This is a genomic window from Bartonella sp. CL25QHWL, assembly GCF_042195335.1.
Taxonomy (GTDB): Bacteria; Pseudomonadota; Alphaproteobacteria; order Rhizobiales; family Rhizobiaceae; genus Bartonella.
Genome location: NZ_JBHIOE010000002.1, coordinates 56760 through 75042 on the forward strand (window position 1 = coordinate 56760; position 18283 = coordinate 75042).

Below are 18283 nucleotides of genomic sequence, written 5' to 3' on the forward strand. Positions count from 1 at the left end.
GATATTGCGTCCAATCACAGGAATCGCTATAAGGTGCAGGAGTCGCTATAAAGCGTGTTTTTTTGGGGTATAGCCAAGCGGTAAGGCACCGGTTTTTGGTACCGGCATTCCCTGGTTCGAATCCAGGTACCCCAGCCAATTCTAGTGAAATTAGTTAATCAAAGTTCAGCTTGAGAGTGGATTAGCCCCCTTAACCTCTGTGTTGCTATTCATAGCAAGTCTGGTAAGTTGAGAAACACTTATTTATAGTGGGTTAGCTCTAAATATGGTAAGGTTCTCTTGCTATAGCTATCGCTCAAAGAACTCTTTTAAAAGATTCTTTTCTATAAGACGAGGGGTAAATGATTTATGCGCACTTGCTTTAGAAAAACTATTTGGCTGGATTTTGCGCTCTATAGCAACACCAGCGTGCAATTTTTCGTATTCCACCATCTTCATTACGTCGAACAGCGTAGCAATAACGCTGATCAGGAAATATATTTCGTTGCATATCGCGTACAATATGAGCAGTATGGCCATAGGGTGCTACACAATCAATAAACCATACGTATTTTCCATTCTGCCAATTGACATCGGGTAAAAGCTCTCCCTTTTCAAGCATAGATTGATGATTTTTCTCATCTAAAAAAGCCCAAGTGATAAAGGCACAAAATTCTCCACGTTCATTTTTATAGAGTTTATATTGCCCAGTCTGTAAGGCGGGGCCTATGTTGCGTTCAATATCCCAGATTCGCCAGCGGCGGTATAAGGGAGATGTAAGCATTAAAACAACCATGGCACCCAAAGCCGTAAGAGGATCTATGAGTGATGGTGATGGATTTTCATTTACAGACATCATCTTTCCTTTAGAGATTGTTCTAAAATTTTGGTGATAGGTTCAAAGAAATAAGAAATGAGACGTCGTTTTGAGGTAATGACATCCGTTGTTACAGTCATGCCAGGGATAAATTTAAGTTGTTTGTTATTCAAAGTGATGTGATCTTGGTCAATTTTGATTAAAACAGCGTAGACACCATTAATTTCTTTATTATAGCGCGCTGTAGCACCTACATTAACGACTGTACCGTGGATAACACCGAAACGTTCAGGAGGAAAGGCAGAAAACTTGATGTAAGCACGTTGGCCCTTTTCTAAAAAACCAATATCTCGATTATCAAAAAATGCTTCAATAATGAGACCACCCGCACCAGGGACAATACGCATGAGAGTTTTACCAGCCTCTACAAAGCCGCCCAAAGTATGGATACTTAAATCATCGATACGTCCATCAACAGGTGCATAGAGTGATAAGTGGTCAAGATGGTATTGAGTGCTATCAAGCTTTGCTTTTAATCCTTGAAGATTCAGTTCTGTTTCACGCGAAAGTTGCCGATAGCGGGCGATTTCATCGGAAATGAGACTTTTCCGTTGTTGGCGGAGGGTGTTTATTTCGGCGGCATTTTCTTCCAAACGCCTTTGATTGGTTAAAATTTCATGCTCGACATTTTTAAAGTCATGTAAACGCTCTAAATAAACGGCTTGGCTAATGACTTTTGTTTCCATCAGGCTTTTTGCAGCTTTTAATTTTCCTTGGCTTAATTGACGATCATCTTCCAACCTATCTAATTGCGCATGTTGTGTTGCACCGCTGCGCTCGACGCGGTCCGCCTGTGCTTTTAGCGCTCTTAATTTATCTTGGAGAGATTGAAGGGTAGCGCTAATGAGTTTTTCCCCTTCTATTCTTGCAGTTTTATTGCCAGAAGGAGGAGCAGGCAGATAGGCAAGCCCTTTGGTTACAAAATCTTTATCCAAAGGATCACTTTCATGCAAAGCTGTTAAAATAGCTGTTGCAATTTGTGCTTGAAGGGTTTGTTGCGCGATATCTGCTTGAACACGTGCGCACTCATTGAGGGCTTCACGGGGATCTAATTGAATAAGGAGATCACCTTGATGAACAAATTGCCCTTCTTTTACAAGAATTTTCTCAATGCGTCCTGTATTTTGCGCTTGGACCAGCTGAACGTAAGCGGTGGGAATAACACTTCCTTGCCCCCGTGCAACAATCTCTGTTTTTGCGATAAAGCTGCCGATCACAATAAAGAGAAATAAGGTGACCAAAACAGCAACAACCATATGAAGCGTTGGTGACAAAGGGCGCAAATAAGGAGCTTTATCTGCCATTTTTTGCCTCCAAATCAGTAAAGTTTAAGACGGTTGCATGCTGAGGAAAGAGGTCGCTTTTGTGGGTAATAACAAGAACAATACGTTCTTGCGAAAGTTTATATAAATGCTCAACAATTTGTGCACTGACAGTGTCATCCAATGCGGAAGTAGGTTCATCTAAAATAAGAAGGCTTGGGTTTATCAGAAAGAAACAAGCCAAAGCCAAGCGTTGGCGCTGACCACCTGATAAAAAACCACCTTGCTCTCCTACTTGAGTATTGAGTCCTAAAGGCAACTGAGCAATCAAATCATGGCAAGCACTAACATATAGTGCAGCGTCGATTTCATCTTTAGTGGCATCTGGTTTAGCAAGAAGCATATTCTCAAGAATGGTTCCGGAAAAAAGGCAAGGATTTTGAGGAAAATACGCGATTGTTTCACGCACGCTACGGACATCAAAATTCTGTAAAGGTTGGGCGTTAATCAATATCTTTCCGCTTGTTGGGGGATAGAGTCCACAAAGGAGCTTCGCCAAGGTTGTTTTTCCGCACCCTGAAGGACCAAGTAACATAATTGGTTGCCCAGGTTGTAAACAGACATCAAGATGATTGATAATGGACTTATCTCCATAAGAAAAACAGAGATCGTTGGCTTCAAGATGAGGAGGAGCGCTGAGTTGAAGAGGCGGCTTTTCTTCTTCCCATTCTGAAGGGGAGTTAAGAATATCGCCCAAACGAAGACGAGAGATTTTCAAATGCTGCCATTCTTCCCATAGGGATGCAAGGCTTAAGATAGGACCAGAAACATTTCCAGCGAGGAGATGAAAGGCAATAAGTTGTCCTAGTGTAATCTGGTTTTGAAGAACTGCCTGAGCACCAAAAAAGATAATAAAAATAGTGAAAAGATCACCAAAAATATGACTCATGGCTCCATTGAGAAGATGCAATTTACTGGTTGTAAGGCTTTGATCTAAACTACGGGCTAAAGTTTCTTGCATGCGTATCGTATGAGCAGATTCTTTTACGTGTGCTTTAATGGCTTCAAGATTGGTAAAACTTTCAATAAGGCGCGATTTATGGACAGCTTGCAGAGTGAAAGCACGGCGTAATTGGCGGCGCAAGAAGGGACCGACTAGCGCTAAAGAACCCATTTGTAAAGGTAAAATGATAAGGACAATGAAGGTCAGTTTCGGACTAATGGAAAAGAGTGCAGCAATATAAATAATGGCAAACAGAACATTTAGCACAGTGGTGGCGATGGTTCCTGTTAAAAAACCGCGAATTGTATCAACTTCTCCAATACGTGAAAACAATTCTCCCACTTGCCAACGGCGTAAAGTGGGCAAGGAGAGACTTAAAAGATGGGTGTAAATGCGCCGTCCAAATTCTAGCGTAAGCCGATTGGCTAAATAAGCTCCTAAATAACCTGATAGAGTGCTAAGAGCTGTGCTAAACAGCATGATAGCAACCATCAAGACAACGATAGCATAGAGACTTTCAATACGCTGAAAAGGGAGAATACGGTCGATAATCGCTTGAAAAATAAAAGGATTCACCAAGCCCAGCAAACGCAAAACAACAGCAACGCAACTGAGTTCGATAACATAATAGATATATTTCTTTGTTGTTCTTGTAAACCAAGAGAATGATACAGGTTTTTCTTGTGAATGACTCATTTGAATTTATGATTTTATTTAATAGAAAGAGCGATTGATGTCGCATATTTAAACAGTATTGTAAATAGTATTATATTCATACAAAATATACATTTTGTATGAATATAATATAAACATAATGTATTTATTGTTTATACAGTATTTTTATTGTTATTTATACAAATTATATTTGACATTTGCTAAAATGAACAATAATCAAATTCCCACTGTATCGTTGTGATACAGTTATTTTTAATAATAAAAGGAGGATTTAAATGGGTAGTTCAAGCTCATCAAATGATTCAAGTAGTAACTCACATCCAAAAAGTTGGCTTTTTCCAGAAGATGATTATAGTACAGACGCTTATGCCCAAACAGCAGGTACAGGCGGCATCATAGGAGACGTAATAGGAGGTATTGCTGGTGCAGTTGGAGGTCTTTTTTCTGGACCGGGAGGTGTCAGTTCTGGCTTACTCGGTGGAGCAGTAAGCGGCGGAATAGGAGGAGCTGGTGATTCAAGTAGTAACTCACATCCAAAAAGTTGGCTTTTTCCAGAAGATGATCATAATACAGACGCTTATGCTCAAGAAGCAGGTAAAGGCGGCATTGTAGGATTAGTATTAGGAGGTGGTGCTGGTGCAGCGGGAGGTTCTATTGCTGAACCAGGAGGTGCAGGTGCTGGCTTTCTCGGTGGAGCAGTAAGCGGCGGAATAGGAGGAGCTGGTGATGCCTTGGTAGATAAGTACAATCAATTTCATCCGAATCCGAGCTGTGAAGTAGGCGATTACGTTGAAGCATCGGCCATAAAGGGAGGGATAGGAGCACTAGGAGGAGCATTAGGTGGTTCAGTGGCAGGTCCTGTTGGTACGTTCACTGGAGCAGTAGGCGGCGGACTAACAGGAGCAGCTAACGGTTTTGTAGATAAGTATAATCAATGTCATCCAAATCCGAGTTGTCAAGTAGGCGATTACGTTGAATCAGCTGCCATAAAGGGAGGGATAGGAGCAATAGGAGGTGGAATAGCAGGAGCTTCTGGAGGTCCTGTTGGTGCGCTCGGTGGAGCAGTAGGCGGCGGACTAACAGGAGCTGCTACCGGTTTTATAGATAAATACAATCAATGCCATCCGTAAAGTGGAGGGACACTGTTTTTAATTTATTTAGAAAATAGCTATAAAGATATTTCTGAGATCAGTTAATATTGTAAACATACTTTAAAGCTATGGCTAAACTGATTTCAGGGATATTTTTGTTTATGATAATAGATATTTTATTTTGGATTCTTTGTCATGTATACTTTTATTAGTTCCTTAGTGACAGCAATTGCATTTGGATTTTTCATGTTTTTTTTCAATAGATTTAAAGGTGAGAACTGGAGTATAAAAAGAATAATATTATCAACAATTATATTTTTTATAATATATTATTCTGGAAGTTTATTAGTTAAATATATGGGAATTTTATAAAAATTATTTATATATAAAATTATAATTATTTGAGTTAAGTTTATTATTTGAATTATACTCTATTGCTCTCTCTCTATTAAATCATTCATAAAGTAGATGAAATTTCAGTCTGGATTTTTTGTTATGCATACTTTTACTAGCTCCTTAATTACAGCAATTGGATTTGGACTTTGCATGTTTTTTTACAATAAATTTAAAGGTAAGAACTGGAGTATAAAAAGGACAATATTAACAACAATTAGGTTTTTTATATTATATTATGCTGCAAATTTATTAATTGAATATATGGGAATTTTAAAATAATATAAAATCAAGTTGTTATATTATTTTAAAATATAATTATAAGGTGTTATTTGTAGAGTTATTTATAAAAAATAAGTTATTATTTTTATATAATATTTATCTTTAAAAAAATATTTACTGATTACATTGGGATAGATACTTTAAATCAGTATTATCATAAAGAATTCTGTTTTTTACTTCCTATTTTAAATCTTTTTAATTATTTCAAGCATGGGTTATTTTGAGATTATTATCTTTTGTATAAGGATTATCAGTTTATAGTTTTTGAAAAGTGATTGTTTGCTTATGTATCATGATTTATTGAAAAATAAGCAATTTTTATGAAATAAAGTGCTTTATCTCTCTTGATTTTTATCCATCATCTTGAGAAAGAGGGAGAGAAGCGATTTCTGTATCAAGTGCATCCATAAAATTGATAATAAAAGCAGCATTCGTTCCCAAATCTCTTGGTAAATAACGAGAAGCAGAACGCATATTAACAAAAGTAGTATCCCCTTCATCAGTTAAGCGTATCACGATATCCGAAATAAACCCAAGGTAAAAAGTTTTAGCTCTCGTTTCAATATACAGTTCATTCTCTTCACCTTTAAACTTTCTTTGAGCCACAACAGGGCAATCATAGGCTGCTAAAACATTGAGAACAGATTCGCGAATACGATCAGGTGAACCATCATAACGGCGCCCCGACATTTCTGGCCATTGTGACATCTGTAATGTTGCTTGTTCAGTCAAAACACTTTTGAGCGGTAAAGCAATGAACAAGCTTGTAGGCATAATTATGTGTCTACAAACTTGACAGGAAGGTTTAGGTGCATAATTCTACAAAATTATATATTTAATTTGGATTTTTTTTATGAATGAGCTTATTAGTATTATTGTAGAATTATTATTTTCTATAGGTGCTTTAGTTATATTTTTCTATACATTGTTTTCATATTATAAATCTAAAGGTTATAGTAAAAAAGAAATTTGGAAAAAAATTTTGTTAAGAATATTTTTTTTCTTTATATTATTTTCTATAATATTTTTTATTTATATACGTTATTTCTATGAACAATGATTATTCATTATTAAATTATAATTATAGATTAATTTGGAAATTTTATTTGTTATATATATTTTTAATATACTTTATGAATTGTTTTTTGCATTTTTTTGTTTAATTATATTTATTTAAATTGTATTATGTATCTAAGGTATGTAATGAAAAAAATATTAAAATTAAATCATTAATTAAGAATAAATTCGTTTTTTATATTATTTTAAATTATTAAGTTTTATATGATATAATATATATTAATGTTTATTGTTTTTATATATTTTTAATTTGGATTTTTTATGAGTGATATTATTCGTATTATTGCAAAATTATTATCTTCTACATGTTTTTTCTTTATATTTTTCTATTCCATGTTTTTAAAGTATAAATTTAAAGGTTATAGTAACAAAGAAATTGTGAAAAAAATGTTTTTAAGCACATTTTTGTTCATTATATTTGTTATATTACTTTCTATAACAGTTTTTATTTGTATACGTTATTTATATGAAAAATGATTATTTATTATTTTTATATAATAATGTTTTTGATATGAGTTTTATAATAATTTATTTAATATTAAAATTTAAAAAATATTTACTGATTACAGTTAGACAGAGACTTTAATATTATTATCAATATTTCTGTTTTTTATTTCCTATTTTTTTAATCTTTTTCATTATTTCAAGAATGGTTAGGTTTGAGAATATTATCTTTTGTATAAGAATTTTTAGTTTATAGCTTTTGAAAAGTGATTGTTTGCTTATGTATCATGTTTATTGAAAAATAAGCAATTTTTGTGAAATAAAGTGTCTTCTCTCTCGCTCTTGATCGTTATTCATCTTCTTGTGAAAGAGGAAGGGAAGCGATTTCCGTATCAAGGGCATCCATAAAATCGATAATAAAAGCAGCATTTGTCCCCAAATCTCTTGGCAAATAACGAGAAGCAGAACGCATATCAACAAAAGTTGTATCCCCTTCATCAGTTAAGCGTATCACGATATCCGAAATAAACCCAAGGTAAAAAGTTTTAGCTCTCGTTTCAATATAAAGCGCATTTTCTTCACCTTTAAACTCTCGTTGAGCCACAACAGGCCAATCATAGGCTGCTAAAACATTGAGAACAGATTCGCGAATACGATCAGGTGAGCCATCATAACGGCGCCCCGATATTTCTGGCCATTGTGACATCTGTAATGTTGCTTGTTCAGTCAAAACACTTTTGAGCGGTAAAGCATCGCTGGGACGTATTGTGCGAAAAAAAGCCGGCGGGCTTTGTGTATCGGTAGAAATATCGTAAAGAGCCGGTAAGGTAAACCAAAGTCCAAAAAATAACATCAGTGGTGTAGCCGTTATTACCGAATAAATGATCCCTTTTAAAGCTTTCATTCCCCCTAGGGCTCCATAGACCCATAAGCTGTAAAGTGCTTTTAAAGCAAGAAAAAGAGAAATAATCACACAGCCGGTAGAGATTCCGATCAAAATTATGAAGTCGGTTACGTTAATGACGGAAAAACGTTGTAAAATGAATGAAAATAATAAAACAAAGAACGACAATCCACCAAATCGAGGGGACCATACTGCTGCTCTTGAAATGAACCGAACATATCTCTTCTTCATGAAGTTTTTCCCCTCAATTGTAAACTATAAGCCAAGTTTTTTCAGAGTGCATATCTTACAAAAAGCTTATGCTCATAAAACAAAAATAAAGCACTTATTTTTGAGGTCAAGGATGCATAATGTCTTATAAGTTTCCAGCGATTATTTTTGCACTTCATTGAAGGTAATCAGTATTTTTTCTATAGTTTATCATGTCATTGATGCGAATTTTATGGGAATGTTTGTAAATAAAAAGAAATAAACTCAAATAACAAGTTTTACGGTTGTTAGCAGCATATTTTTCTAGAACTTTACTCTTGATTTTCTCTTCTGATTGCTGGGAGTTTTTTCTGTCAGATAATGCGTAATCAAATAGGATATGATGATGTGCAATAGAGATTTCATTCTATCTCAATAAAAAATTGAGGGATTTATAATCAGATAAATCTGAATTCGAAGTTTCAATTAATAGAGAAAAAAGATAACCATTTTGATAGGCTTCATGTATTTTGTATAGAAAGTAAGGTATTGTACAAATGAGAGGTTACTCCGTTTTTATTCATAAAATATGCGGCAGGTCGCAGATGAAAGAAAAGCTTCATTTTCTTTTTTTGCAAGTGAAGAAGGGGCAAAAATACGTAAAATAACAAAACCTTCATTCAAATTTTTAGCAACCAAAACTGAATTGGCATTTTTTTTAGGTTTTGATTTTTTGAGTTCTATGATTTGTATTGGTTTTCCAATAATAAGATCGAGTGTATTATCAGGGGCTGTTCGGTCATTAAGGCTATAGAAAATAATTCCTTTGTGTGTGTAGGCTGCTAGTGACCAAAATTGTCGTGTTTTCAAAGCTTTTAAATGAACAGGTCCATTTTCAAGATTAAATCTGCAGACTTTAAGAAGAAAGAGGGGATCAGCAGATTGTTGAATAGGATTATCGGGAGTAAAAGCAACAAATTGATAAGGGGCTCCGGATTTTTTAAGTGCTGTCCATATATTATTTTGTGTCCAATAGGGGATCAGAAAGAGAACGCAAATATGAACGATAATAGCGCCAATGATTGCAAGAAGTGCGGTATAAATGAATCTAGTCACAATTTATTTGTCCTGATGGAATTTGTTCTATTGATGGCATTGTAAGCTTTTGTAATGCCGTTGCAGAGATGATTGAGGTATCGTATAAGGTAAGAATAAGCCCGAATTCTTTTTGACTAACTGTTGCAAGCCAATTGCCAGCTTGTGGTGTAGGTGAAATATTGATGCGCAATGAGCCATCATGCTCATAAATAATAGCATTCGTGTGGAGTTCAAAAGGTATTTCTTTGGATGAAGTATAGGGTTTTAGGGATTTGTCAGCTGTATAAAGGGTGAAAAGACGAGTTTCAGGGATGGTGCCTTTGAGTAAATAATGACAGTGGGGGTGGAGTGGACGCCCTTGGTTGTCTTGCCAAATCTGGAATTGAAGACCTTCAGTGCGTCCGAGTGAAACAATGCCTCGTTTGGTCGTGCGGGCGCGGGTATAAGGATCCATATTGGCGGTTCCCATTTTTGGATAAGCACTCCATTTTCCAATTCTAAAGCGTTCAAAATGAGGAAAGGAATTGAGCACATAATCGACACTCAGTTTTCCACATAAAATGGAAAAAGCGAAGATAAAAAAGAAAATGGTGATATTAAAAAACATCAGTGAATATCTTGAATTCAAAATGTTGAATCTCCAGTTGTTTTCACCTTCAAAGAAATTGCAGATGGTTTTTTCAGATCTTTGTTAATCAATCGCACAATATTCAATGTTTCAGGAGAAAGCGTAGAGGGTATTGGGGAAAAAAATTCAGAATCTGCATGGGAGGAAAGTATTGGGGGATGATAAGGAAGAAGAGAATCTTTAACACCATAGAGTTGTTTGAGCATAATATTTTGGTGTGCAGCAAGCATGATGCGTTGCCATATCATGGCAGGAACTCCACCCCCAAAAGCACGATTCATCGGTGAAAAGTTATCATTTCCCATCCATACCGCTCCAGTATAATTGCCAGTAAAGCCAACAAACCAAGCATCACGATAGGATTGTGATGTTCCAGTTTTCCCAGCGACGAGAGTCATGGGCAGAGCAGCACGCTTACCAGACCCTCGTGTTGTGACACCCACCATCATTTGGTTCATATAAGCAGCTGATTGTCTGCTGAGAACTCGGTGTAACTTATTTCCGTTATGCTCGAAATCCCATACCACATGCCCATCAATTGTTCTGATTTGCGTGAACCCATGACGATTACCAGCTATCCCACCATTCGCAAAGACATTAAAGCCAGTTGCTTGATCCATGGGGGTCATGTTGGAAGTGCCAAGAACCATCGTTTTGTGTGATAAAATATGCGCGTTAATCCCCATATTCTTGATGAGATCTATGATAGGTTGGGTATCGCGGTGAAGATATTGATAGGTGAGATACACAGGGACTGTATTAATAGAAAAAGCTAAAGCTGTTGCTAAATCAATTTTCCCCAAATAACGGCCCGAATTATTTTTTGGTGTCCAACCTCCCCAATTGATCGGAGCATCTAAAACGATTGTCGAGGGAGAAAGTCCGTGTTCCAGTGCGGTTGCGTAAACATAAGGTTTGAATGAAGAACCAGTTTGTCGTCCGCCTTGTGTTGCTCTGTTAAATTGGCTCTTTTTATAATCTTGTCCTCCAACAATTGCGCATACGGCACCGTTATTATCGAGTATAACAGTGGAAGCTTGTGTTACGCGATATTGTTGACCATACTGGTGTAAATGATATGCAATTGATTCTTCTGCTGCTTTTTGAATATTTGGATCAAGAGTCGTTTGAATAATTAAACTATGGCTTGGAAGTTGATTGCGCATTTTTTTGACTTCCTCGAATGCCCAATCAAGAAAATAATCAGGCTGATTATTTTCTATTTGGGGAAGTGCCCTAGCAGGGTGGCGATGCGCATTGATAATCTGGCTCTTCGTCATAAAGCCACTATTAACAAGATTAGAAAGGACGATATTGGCACGTGTTTGAGCCGCAAAGAGATGACTATGAGGAGCATATTTTGTTGGAGCTTTAAAGAGTCCTGCTAACATAGCAGATTCACTTAAAGAGACATGACGTATGTTTTTTCCAAAATAAAATTTTGCTGCTGCGGCAATACCAAAATTGTTTCCTCCCATATAGGCCCGGTCAAGGTAAAGTTGTAAAATCTGCTTTTTGCTAAAATTTGCTTCTAGCCAAAGAGCAAGATAAGCTTCTTTGATTTTACGTGTTATGGTTCTTTCGTTTGTTAAAAATAAATTTTTAGCCAATTGTTGTGTGAGAGTTGAACCACCTTGCACCACACCTTTAGCTTGCATATTTTGTGAAATTGCCCGTGTAAGTCCTTGAAAATCAATGCCCCAATGATCAAAAAAACGACGGTCTTCTGTAGCGAGAACCGCTTTAATAACAGTGTCAGGCATTTCTTCAACGGGGACAGAGATCGCCGGCAGTGCACCACGGTGCCCAATGGAATTTCCATAGCGATCTAGAAAAAGAATGGAAAAGTTTTTAGGAGAAGACCAATCTGTTTTGGTCACTTCAAAAACAGAAATGCCCAAAATAGTGAAAAGAGTAAATCCCATCAACCCTAATGTCAGTATTTCATCGAGAACTTCAACGATAAAACGTTTCCATCCTTGAAGATGAAAATTTTGTGAGACGATTTTTGCCTTTTTCCAGAAAAAACTGTTAGCAGAACGAATGTGATAAAGCGCTGTGTCTAATCGTGCGTCTAATTCAATGAGAGCAGGACTGTGAAATGGCTTACGATGTTGCCCTTTCTTTTTTTTAAAAAAATCAAACATTTAAAGAGAGCCTATGGCAAAGAAATACAACCAAACAAATCTACAATAATTATATGGAGTAGAAGTATTTTTTTGCTATAGTGCTAACAGAGAAAGAGTTTATTTTAGAATTATTCATTTTTCGTAAGATAGTGTATTAATATTTTATTATTTTATTGAATAAATTTTATTCTCATTATTAAAAATATTTTTTTGATTTTTTAAAAATTTGGAGTAATGTTAATATGTTCTTCTGTAAGATAGAGGATAAATTATTTCCATTTGTGATTTTTAAATCGACTGAAAAAAACCATTATTTCTTTTATCCTTTATCAAGGAGAAGAGATGGGTTATTGAAATATTTATGATGAAAAAAAAATTCTTGTTCGTAATAATAGCAGCTTTTTTAGGAGCAGATTCTGTTCTAGCTTCTGGGTGTGCTGAAGTAGGTAAGAAGGCTGCCGCGCAAGAGAGCGGGGTTCTCGTCCGTTCAAAACCGGTTGTTCAGGATGGAAAGGACATGTGTGCAATTGTAGTTGTTGTACCAGCCCGTAATGGTGAAAAGTTACGTCGTGTTGAGTTTTTTGTTCCTGCTGATTAGTTTTTGGCAGATGGTGTTGTGATGCGTATCTTAATCGTTGAAGATGATCGGAATCTTCACCATCAATTAGCAGAAGCTGTAAGACGTGCAGGATATGTTTCCGATAGTGCTTTCGATGGTGAAGAGGCTTATTTTTTAGGGAGCACAGAGTCTTACGACGCGGTGATACTTGATATAGGTTTACCGCAGATTGATGGTATTAGTGTTGTTGAAAAGTGGCGTCAAGAAGGGCTCTCCATGCCTGTTTTAATGCTAACGGCGCGAGACCGTTGGTCTGATAAGGTGCACGGTATTGATGCTGGAGCTGACGATTATGTTGTGAAGCCATTTCATTTGGAGGAAGTGATGGCGCGCTTGCGAGCATTAATTCGTCGCACTACGGGACATGCGACAAGTGCATTATGTTGCGGAAATGTTTTGTTGGATACAAAGACGTCTCGTGTTTTTGTAGATGGTCAATTGATTAAACTAACATCTTATGAATTCAGACTGCTTTCGTATCTCATGCATCATTGTGACAGGGTCATTTCAAGAACAGAGCTTACAGAACATCTTTATGATCAGGATTTTGATAAGGACTCGAATACGGTGGAAGTCTTTGTAGGTCGGTTACGGAAAAAGCTTGGAGTGGATTTGATTGAAACTATTCGAGGAATGGGGTATCGCGTGAGAATGCTAGGTGATTAATGAATGTTTTTGAAGAGAATAATTGGTGTAGGAGGTTCTTTTTTGTAATTACTCGATCTCTCAGTTTACGTGTTATGATCTTATCAACATTATGGGTTGTTATTTCTCTTTTATCGATTTCTGCAGTAAGTATTTTATTTTATAAGCGTTCAACTGAACAAAGCCTAGAGCGTATCCTTTCTGCTCAACTCTACAGTCTTATTGCAACAGTGACGGTGTCATCGGAAGGTACTTTGATAGGAGGGGCTGGGATTGATGATATTCGTTATTCTGATCCAACAACAGGATGGTATTGGGAAGTTGTTGCGATATCCCATAATTTAAAAGGAAGATTGACATCCCCCTCATTGGGAACAGGCGAGATATTTACACCAAGTGATGTTGATATACCTTTTGACAATAAATTCTTTCGCTCTTATCGGATAACGGGGAACAATGGTCAAAAATTACAAGTGATTGAGAGTGATGTTGTTCTTGATAATAAAAATCATATTGCACGTTTTCGGCTTGTTGGGAATATCGATGAAGCTCATGCCCAGGTAAAGGAATTTACGCGAACTTTGCAAATTTTTCTTTGGAGTTTCGGTATCGGGAGTGTTCTTATTAATATTGCTATTATTTTCTTTAGTTTTCAACCGTTGAAGCTTATTCGACGCGCATTGAATGATATTCGCGAAGGAAGAGTTCATTATGTGAATACGGATTTAGTAAGCGAAGTGATGCCGCTTGTACAAGAGATGAATGCTCTCATTAATAATAATCAGCGTATTATTGAGCGATTTCGCACACAAGTTGGTAATCTCGCGCATTCATTGAAGACGCCTCTATCTGTGATTATGAATGAGACAGATAAGATGCGCGGAGAAAAGGCTTGTTTGTTGAGAGAGCAAACGCAAATAATGCAAGCTCAAATCAATCATTATCTTCAGCGTGCACGGATTGCAGCACAATGCGATAGTATTGTCTATCATACGTCTGTTCGCAGTGTGCTTGAACGTTTGGTGCGGGTTATGAAAAAGCTTAATCCTGAAAAACAAATTCAATTTATTATGGATGTTGATGATATTGTTTTTTCTGGAGAGAAGGAAGATTTAGAAGAAATTGTAGGGAATTTGATTGAAAATGCTACTCAGTGGTCTCGAGCAAAGGTTTTGATCTCTTGTTGTTTAGAAGAAAATGTTGAAGAAAAAGAATATTTTAGTATCTTTGTAGAAGATGATGGTCCTGGTTTAACAGAAGACAAAATTGATGAAGCATTAAAAAGAGGGCGGCGGTTTAATGAAAGTAAACTAGGGGCAGGCTTAGGGTTAGCAATTGTTTCAGATATGGTCAGTGAATATGGTGGCAATCTCTTTTTATCACGTTCTGATTTGGGTGGATTGTATGCAAAAGTTTTGTTACCTAAGATGGGAGAATAACATATTTTCTTCTTAAGCAAGAAATGTCTATAAAGTTTATAAAGCAGTATTTTAGACAATACATAAAGAGTAGGGAAACATTGTTTTTAGTTTCTTTGCTTAATTGATATATATGATAGATATTTATAATATTCTCCATGAAAAAATGAATTTTTATTAATTCACATCACTCTTCTCATGAAGAGGATAAAATGTAAGCGAGTTATTCTCTGTTCGTATTGGAAAAAAACGATATGCTCTTATTAATTTTTGCAGCATTTTTTCTGACTTTTCTGGCAAGTATTCTTTTTCTTTCACTACGTTTTGACGATGAGATAAAGAAAGAATGGACAGTTGAAACCGTAGATGGTTATAGAAGCCATAAGCGTATGATTGAGTTTAACAAGCTTTATATGAATTATAAAAAAAGAAATATTCTTAAGGCTTTGAGTATTTTGTTTGTTCTTCTGATGACATGGAGTATTTATGGGCTGACAGGCAATCCAGAAGTGAAAAGTTATTTTTTTAGCGAATTAATGGATAAGGATCCTAAAACTCTCAGTAAGCAAGAAAAGCTTATTCGTTTACAAGTGCTTTTTTTCCGTGCACCTCACGATGGCAAGCTAGCAGATGCGTTAGCGGTAGGGTATCTCGAAGAAAGCCTTTTTCAAGAAGCTGTGAATACTTATTTAGATGCACTTCGTTTGAATGGAGAAACAGCTCCAAGGCTTGTCGGATACGGTTTAGCATTGGTTGGTTATGAAGGGGGGGTGATAACGCAAGAAGCGCAAAATGCCTTTCAAAAAGCAGCAGATTTAGCCCCAACAGATTTTTATCCACGTTTGTTGTTGGCCGATGCATTGCATCAAGCAGGAAAAACTGCGCAGGCAGTGCAATTTTTACAAAGCTTTCTTGATACAATGCCTGAAAATTTTTCAGGACAATCACGTGTTAAAAAAATGATGATTCAGTTACGTGATTTATCGAGTGAGCATACAGAGAAAAGAAATCTTGCACCTATGTAGAAGATGTGCAAAGCTCTTAAAAAATAAAATATTGATACTTAATTATAACGTATTTAAACTTTTTTCGCAGAGTGTCTATGAACAGTCAATCTTTAAAGAGTTCTGCCTCATGGAAGGTTATTTTAGAGCAGCGAAAAAAAAGGCGCTTACTGATCATATTATTATGTTGTTTGGTTATGACAATTGCAGCAAGTCTCATAGTGTATGCAATGCGTCATGCGGTCAGTTTTTTTAGAATGCCCTCTGAAATTACAAGAGAAGATATTTTAACGGAGCGCCCTTTGCGTTTGGGTGGCTTTGTTGAAAAGGGAACCGTTCAATATGTTGGAGAGAGAGGCGTTATTTTTTTTGTAACGGATAACAAAAAACATGAAAAAGTGGTTTTCAATGGTGCCTTACCGGATCTTTTTCGTGAAGGTCAGGGGGTGATTGTAGAAGGGCATTTCGATAAACAGGGCTTTTTTATAGGGATGCGTATTTTAGCAAAACATGATGAAACTTATATGCCTAAAGAAACAGCTGATCGTTTGAAAAAACATTACATTATGGAGAAATAATTCGATTGTGCTTGTCGAACTGGGTCATATTTTTTTAGCTGCAGCATTTTCAGTAAGCTTATTAGGGGCGTTTTTACCTGCTTTAGGTTTTTGGTGGAGAGAGCGTTTGTTAATGCAAACAGCTGTTCCTCTAACATATATCACTTTTACATTACTACTTTTATCTTTTTTAGTGATAATTTATGCTTATGTCGTATCTGATTTTTCTGTTTTGAACGTTGTTGAGAATTCTCATTCAGAAAAACCGATGCTCTATAAAATTACAGGTGTTTGGGGAAATCACGAAGGCTCTATGTTGTTATGGGTTTTAAGTCTTGCTTTTTTTAGCGCATTGATGGCTTTTTTTAGCCAACATTTGCCAGAAGATTTTAAGACGCTTGTTTTAATTTGCCAAAGTTGGATTACAACTTCTTTTCTTTTATTTATTCTTTTTGTATCCAATCCATTTTTACGCGTGAATCCACCAGCATTGCAGGGAAATGGTCTCAATCCTCTTTTACAAGATATCGCATTAGCAATTCATCCACCTCTACTTTATTTAGGTTATGTTGGTTTTTCACTTTGTTTTTCTTTTGCCGTTGCGGCATTGATTATGGGACATGTTGATAGAATTTGGGCGCGTGGAATTCGTCCGTGGCTTTTACTTTCTTGGTGTTTTTTGACATTGGGTATTATGGTTGGCTCCTATTGGGCTTATTATGAGCTAGGATGGGGCGGCTATTGGTTTTGGGATCCTGTTGAAAATGTTTCGTTTATGCCTTGGCTTTCAGGAACGGCTCTTTTACATTCTGCTCTTGTTCTCGAAAAACGAGAAATATTGAAAAGTTGGACTTTGTTTTTAGCGCTGCTTACTTTTTCCCTTTCTCTGATGGGAACTTTTCTTGTGCGTTCTGGGCTTTTACTTTCTGTTCATAGTTTTGCTGTTGATCCAGCACGGGGGCAAGCAATGCTTGCGCTTTTCTTTTTTTTTACAGGAGCGGCTTTTTTTCTTTTTGCTTTGCGCACCCCTATTTTAAAAACAGAAAGATTTTTTCAACCAATTTCACGTGAAGGGTTTATTGTTTTAAATAATTTGTTACTTACAACAATAACAGCAACAGTATTGATTGGTACGCTTTATCCTTATTTTATTGAGATATTAACTGGGCAAAAAATTTCTGTAGGGGCTGCTTTTTTTAACCTTACCTGTGGACCGCTAATGGTTTTGCTGTTGTTGTTTGTTCCGTTTGGGACAATGATGGCATGGAAACGCGGTGATTTTCTTGCAGTTTTTGAACGGTTATGGTTTGTTTTTGTATTCGTTGGTATCGTCTGTTTTATAATATTCTATGCGGCATCTGTGCGTGATATTTTTGCAGTTTTAGGGATTGGGCTTTCAGCGTTTGTTTTTTTAGGCAGTTTAGCGGATCTATGGGGAAAGAGTGGATATGGCAAGAGAGCTTTTTCAGTACGCGTTAAGAGATTTCTTGGATTGCCATGGTCTACTTTTGGTGCAGCAATAGCACATATGGGATTAGGCGTTACACTATTTGGTATTGTTTGTGTGGCAAGTTTTGGGCAAGAACGTATTTTAATCATGAACATAGGGGATAGGGTGACGATAGCGGATAAAACGCTTCATTTTGATGCAGTGTATGATGGGGTTGGTTCGAATTATTCGACAATGGAGTTTTATTTTAAAATATATGAAAATAAAAACATTGTGGGTCATGTAACAGCCTCAAAGCGATTTTACTCAAGTCAAAATACATCAACAACAGAAGTTGGTCTGAAAAATCATGGCTTATCGCAGCTATATATTGTACCGGGACATATCGATAATCGGGGTCTTGTTGTGCACGTATGGTGGAAGCCTTATGTAATATGTATTTGGTTAGGGGCATTCATGATGGCTATGGGGGGATGTCTTTCTCTTCTGGGGTATTGGTTTCGCATTGGCATGTACAATAGGGTAGTGCTTGCTTTAAATTTTTGGAAAAGACATTGAG

The 18283-nt window shown here is 36.4% G+C and carries 14 protein-coding genes, 1 tRNA gene and 1 pseudogene; 8 read left to right on the plus strand and 8 right to left on the minus strand.

Going from position 1 to position 18283, the window contains the following annotated elements; genetic code table 11:
* Positions 1-63 precede the first annotated feature (63 nt).
* Positions 64-138 (plus strand) — tRNA-Gln (locus ACFILY_RS01495).
* 232 nt (positions 139-370) lie between these two features.
* On the opposite strand, the gene ACFILY_RS01500 is transcribed toward ACFILY_RS01495, so the two are convergent.
* From ACFILY_RS01500 to ACFILY_RS01510, 3 genes are read right to left on the minus strand one after another with little or no spacing between them, the layout of a single operon-like run.
* Entirely contained in the window at positions 371-835 is a 465-nt protein-coding gene (locus ACFILY_RS01500) for a toxin-activating lysine-acyltransferase (RefSeq protein WP_375637418.1), read from the minus strand.
* Positions 835-2160: an HlyD family type I secretion periplasmic adaptor subunit gene (locus ACFILY_RS01505; RefSeq protein WP_375637417.1), complete on the minus strand. Its 1326-nt coding sequence runs from the start codon at positions 2158-2160 to the stop codon at positions 835-837. Before ACFILY_RS01505 ends, ACFILY_RS01500 begins: the two co-directional genes overlap by 1 nt.
* Positions 2150-3817: a peptidase domain-containing ABC transporter gene (locus tag ACFILY_RS01510; RefSeq protein ID WP_375637416.1), complete on the minus strand. Its 1668-nt coding sequence runs from the start codon at positions 3815-3817 to the stop codon at positions 2150-2152. The genes ACFILY_RS01505 and ACFILY_RS01510 overlap by 11 nt, the downstream gene beginning before the upstream one ends.
* Before the next feature lie 254 nt (positions 3818-4071).
* Between ACFILY_RS01510 and ACFILY_RS01515 the strand changes: the two genes are divergently transcribed.
* The gene (locus ACFILY_RS01515; RefSeq protein ID WP_375637415.1) at positions 4072-4926 is read left to right on the plus strand and encodes a hypothetical protein; all 855 of its coding nucleotides are present in this window, start codon (positions 4072-4074) and stop codon (positions 4924-4926) included.
* Between the two features lie 987 nt (positions 4927-5913).
* Here the strand turns inward: ACFILY_RS01515 and ACFILY_RS01520 are convergent.
* The 5 genes and pseudogenes from ACFILY_RS01520 to ACFILY_RS01540 form a co-directional block, all read right to left on the minus strand.
* Positions 5914-6315 (minus strand): annotated as a pseudogene (locus tag ACFILY_RS01520) (DUF1499 domain-containing protein); the annotation flags it as partial.
* Between the two features lie 1117 nt (positions 6316-7432).
* Complete coding sequence (locus tag ACFILY_RS01525) at positions 7433-8218, minus strand: DUF1499 domain-containing protein (protein WP_375637414.1); 786 nt, start codon at positions 8216-8218, stop codon at positions 7433-7435.
* A gap of 534 nt (positions 8219-8752) precedes the next feature.
* Positions 8753-9292 carry a hypothetical protein gene (locus tag ACFILY_RS01530; protein WP_375637413.1) on the minus strand — a complete coding sequence of 180 codons (540 nt, stop codon included), beginning with the start codon at positions 9290-9292 and terminating at the stop codon, positions 8753-8755.
* On the minus strand, positions 9285-9881 hold the full coding sequence (locus tag ACFILY_RS01535) for a DUF1214 domain-containing protein (protein ID WP_273791544.1): 597 nt from the start codon (positions 9879-9881) through the stop codon (positions 9285-9287). The genes ACFILY_RS01530 and ACFILY_RS01535 overlap by 8 nt, the downstream gene beginning before the upstream one ends.
* Before the next feature lie 17 nt (positions 9882-9898).
* Positions 9899-12049 (minus strand): transglycosylase domain-containing protein, encoded by a 2151-nt coding sequence (locus ACFILY_RS01540; RefSeq protein ID WP_375630862.1) that lies wholly within the window; start codon positions 12047-12049, stop codon positions 9899-9901.
* Positions 12050-12392: 343 nt separating this feature from the next.
* On the opposite strand from ACFILY_RS01540, the gene ACFILY_RS01545 reads away from it, so the two are divergent.
* From ACFILY_RS01545 to ACFILY_RS01570, 6 genes are all read left to right on the plus strand, one after another.
* Positions 12393-12629: a hypothetical protein gene (locus ACFILY_RS01545; protein WP_273723886.1), complete on the plus strand. Its 237-nt coding sequence runs from the start codon at positions 12393-12395 to the stop codon at positions 12627-12629.
* Between the two features lie 21 nt (positions 12630-12650).
* On the plus strand, positions 12651-13316 hold the full coding sequence (locus ACFILY_RS01550; RefSeq protein ID WP_375630861.1) for a response regulator transcription factor: 666 nt from the start codon (positions 12651-12653) through the stop codon (positions 13314-13316).
* On the plus strand, positions 13316-14734 hold the full coding sequence (locus ACFILY_RS01555) for an ATP-binding protein (RefSeq protein WP_375637412.1): 1419 nt from the start codon (positions 13316-13318) through the stop codon (positions 14732-14734). The genes ACFILY_RS01550 and ACFILY_RS01555 overlap by 1 nt, the downstream gene beginning before the upstream one ends.
* 233 nt (positions 14735-14967) lie before the next feature.
* Positions 14968-15738 carry a tetratricopeptide repeat protein gene (locus tag ACFILY_RS01560; RefSeq protein ID WP_273791547.1) on the plus strand — a complete coding sequence of 257 codons (771 nt, stop codon included), beginning with the start codon at positions 14968-14970 and terminating at the stop codon, positions 15736-15738.
* 77 nt (positions 15739-15815) lie between these two features.
* Positions 15816-16295, plus strand: a complete 480-nt coding sequence (ccmE, locus tag ACFILY_RS01565) for a cytochrome c maturation protein CcmE (RefSeq protein WP_273791548.1) — start codon at positions 15816-15818, stop codon at positions 16293-16295.
* A gap of 7 nt (positions 16296-16302) precedes the next feature.
* Entirely contained in the window at positions 16303-18282 is a 1980-nt protein-coding gene (locus tag ACFILY_RS01570; protein ID WP_375637411.1) for a heme lyase CcmF/NrfE family subunit, read from the plus strand.
* Position 18283: the final 1 nt, after the last annotated feature.

Coding starts and splice junctions, on each gene's coding strand:
- ccmE (WP_273791548.1), top strand. CDS start 15,816: ATGAACAGTCAATCTTTAAAGAGTTCTGCCTCATGGAAGGTTATTTTA.
- ACFILY_RS01500 (WP_375637418.1), bottom strand. CDS start 835: ATGTCTGTAAATGAAAATCCATCACCATCACTCATAGATCCTCTTACG.
- ACFILY_RS01545 (WP_273723886.1), top strand. CDS start 12,393: ATGATGAAAAAAAAATTCTTGTTCGTAATAATAGCAGCTTTTTTAGGA.
- ACFILY_RS01515 (WP_375637415.1), top strand. CDS start 4,072: ATGGGTAGTTCAAGCTCATCAAATGATTCAAGTAGTAACTCACATCCA.
- ACFILY_RS01550 (WP_375630861.1), top strand. CDS start 12,651: ATGCGTATCTTAATCGTTGAAGATGATCGGAATCTTCACCATCAATTA.
- ACFILY_RS01560 (WP_273791547.1), top strand. CDS start 14,968: ATGCTCTTATTAATTTTTGCAGCATTTTTTCTGACTTTTCTGGCAAGT.
- ACFILY_RS01510 (WP_375637416.1), bottom strand. CDS start 3,817: ATGAGTCATTCACAAGAAAAACCTGTATCATTCTCTTGGTTTACAAGA.
- ACFILY_RS01505 (WP_375637417.1), bottom strand. CDS start 2,160: ATGGCAGATAAAGCTCCTTATTTGCGCCCTTTGTCACCAACGCTTCAT.
- ACFILY_RS01535 (WP_273791544.1), bottom strand. CDS start 9,881: ATGTTTTTTAATATCACCATTTTCTTTTTTATCTTCGCTTTTTCCATT.
- ACFILY_RS01525 (WP_375637414.1), bottom strand. CDS start 8,218: ATGAAGAAGAGATATGTTCGGTTCATTTCAAGAGCAGCAGTATGGTCC.
- ACFILY_RS01555 (WP_375637412.1), top strand. CDS start 13,316: ATGAATGTTTTTGAAGAGAATAATTGGTGTAGGAGGTTCTTTTTTGTA.
- ACFILY_RS01540 (WP_375630862.1), bottom strand. CDS start 12,049: ATGTTTGATTTTTTTAAAAAAAAGAAAGGGCAACATCGTAAGCCATTT.